This window comes from Streptomyces viridosporus, assembly GCF_002078235.1.
Lineage (GTDB): Bacteria > Actinomycetota > Actinomycetes > Streptomycetales > Streptomycetaceae > Streptomyces > Streptomyces viridosporus.
This window is the reverse complement of record NZ_MSGP01000744.1, coordinates 1-2,209: the sequence shown is the minus strand read 5'-3', so window position 1 is coordinate 2,209 and position 2,209 is coordinate 1. Positions and strand designations below refer to the sequence as shown.

Here is a 2,209-nt window from a genome sequence, read left to right as displayed (position 1 = left end):
ACCGCCCCGAAGGCGCCGGCGGCTTCGCCGGCGCCTTCGGGGCGGTCACCCGCGAAGGACCCGCGTCCGGTTCGACCATCTTGGTCTTCTTGCCCGGCTTCTCGGCCTTCGCCTTTTTCGTCTTTGGCACCCGTCCAGGGTAAGACGCCCGTGTCCCCGTCCGGGAGCGGCCCGGGTGTCGCACGGGATGCGCCGGCGACGGCCACGCGCCGCGGAAGGGGCAGTAGCGTTCCGTACATGAGACTCGGTGTCCTCGACGTGGGTTCGAACACGGTGCACCTGCTGGTGGTCGACGCCCACCCCGGCGCGTGCCCGCTGCCCGCGCACTCGCACAAGGTCGAGCTGCGCCTCGCCCAGCTCCTGGGCGACAGCGGTGCCATCGGCCCGGAGGGGATCGACCGACTGGTCTCGGTCGTCCACGAGGCGCTGCGGGCCGCCGAGGACAAAGGGGTCGAGGAACTGCTGCCGTTCGCGACCTCCGCGGTGCGCGACGCGAACAACGCCGACGACGTCCTCGCCCGGGTGCGCGAGGAGACCGGGGTCGAGCTGCAGGTCCTCAGCGGCGCGGAGGAGGCCCGGCTCACCTTCCTCGCCGCCCGCCGCTGGTTCGGCTGGTCGGCCGGGAGACTGCTCGTCATCGACATCGGCGGCGGCTCCCTGGAGATCGCCTACGGCATGGACGAGGAGCCCGACGCCGCCGTGTCGCTGCCGCTGGGCGCCGGCCGCCTCACCGCCGCCCGGCTGCCCGGCGACCCGCCCGAGTCGGACGACGTCCGCGCGCTGCGCCGCCACGTGCGCACCGAGATCGCCCGCACGGTCGGCGAGTTCAGCCGCCTCGGCGCCCCCGATCACGTGGTGGCCACCTCCAAGACCTTCAAGCAGCTCGCCCGCATCGCCGGCGCCCCCGGCTCCGCTGAGGGCCCGTACGTCCAGCGCGAGCTGAAGCGGGAGTCCCTGGAGAGCTGGGTGCCCCGGCTCGCCGGCATGACCGTCGCCGAGCGCGCCGAACTGCCCGGCGTCCCCGAGGGCCGCGCGGGCCAGCTGCTCGCCGGGGCCCTGGTCGCGGAGGGCGCGATGGACCTGTTCGGCGTGGAACGGCTGGAGATCTGCCCGTGGGCGCTCCGTGAGGGTGTCATCCTGCGCCGCCTGGACCACATGGGACCGGCGTAGCCGTACGCGCGGCACGCGGCGCCGGGGACCCGCGCCGCCGGGTGCCGGCGGGGACGGCCGGACGGTTGCCTCGATCACACCCCCGGCCGGGCGGGCGGACCGCCCCGGAGGCGGACGAGCGGGCCCTGCCCTGCGGACACGCGGTTCCGGCGGCGGTGAGGAGCCCTGGCCGAAGCCGATCGTCCGGTACCCGGCCGCCCCCCGTCCGCCGATCGCACCCCGTACCCTGTCCCTCGTGGCAGAACCAGCGGTGCGCATCCCGGATGCGAAGGTCGCCCTGTCGACGGCCTCCGTCTACCCGGAGTCGACGGCGACGGCCTTCGAGATCGCCGCGCGCCTCGGGTACGACGGCGTCGAGGTCATGGTGTGGACCGACCCGGTCAGCCAGGACATCGAGGCGCTGCGCAGACTCAGCGACTACCACCGCATCCCCGTCCTGGCCGTGCACGCCCCCTGCCTGCTCATCACGCAGCGCGTGTGGTCCACCGACCCCTGGACCAAGCTCCAGCGGGCCCGGGCGGCCGCCGAGAAGCTCGGCGCCGGCACCGTCGTCGTCCACCCGCCCTTCCGCTGGCAGCGGCAGTACGCCCGCGACTTCGTGGACGGGGTCTGGCGGATGGCGGACGAGACGGATGTGCGGTTCGCCGTCGAGAACATGTACCCCTGGCGCTACCGCGACCGCGAGATGCTGGCGTACGCCCCCGACTGGGACGTCACCAAAGAGGACTACCGCCACTTCACGATCGACCTCAGCCACGCCTCGACCGCCCGCACCGACGCCCTGCAGATGATCGACCGCATGGGCGAGCGCCTGGGCCACGTCCACCTCGCCGACGGCCGGGGCTCGGCCAAGGACGAGCACCTCGTGCCCGGCCGCGGCGACCAGCCCTGCGCCGAGGTGCTGGAGCGCCTCGCGCTCGGCGGTTTCGACGGCCACGTCGTCATCGAGGTCAACACCCGCCGCGCCCTGTCCGGCGCGGAGCGCGAGGCCGACCTGGCCGAGGCGCTGGCGTTCGCCCGCCGGCACCTGGCACCCGCC

At 74.4% G+C, this 2,209-nt stretch carries 2 protein-coding genes; both read left to right on the top strand.

Translation table 11 applies throughout. From position 1 onward, the window contains the following. Positions 1-237: 237 nt before the first annotated feature. Positions 238-1,170 carry a Ppx/GppA family phosphatase gene (locus tag B7L92_RS36900; RefSeq protein WP_081241508.1) on the top strand — a complete coding sequence of 311 codons (933 nt, stop codon included), beginning with the start codon at positions 238-240 and terminating at the stop codon, positions 1,168-1,170. A gap of 235 nt (positions 1,171-1,405) precedes the next feature. Continuing rightward, a partial coding sequence (locus tag B7L92_RS36895; RefSeq protein WP_107501730.1) for a sugar phosphate isomerase/epimerase family protein occupies positions 1,406-2,209 on the top strand: 804 nt, incomplete at its 3' end.

Bases quoted from the DNA above. Each gene is read 5' to 3' on its own strand.
- B7L92_RS36900 (WP_081241508.1), top strand. From the start codon at position 238: ATGAGACTCGGTGTCCTCGACGTGGGTTCGAACACGGTGCACCTGCTG.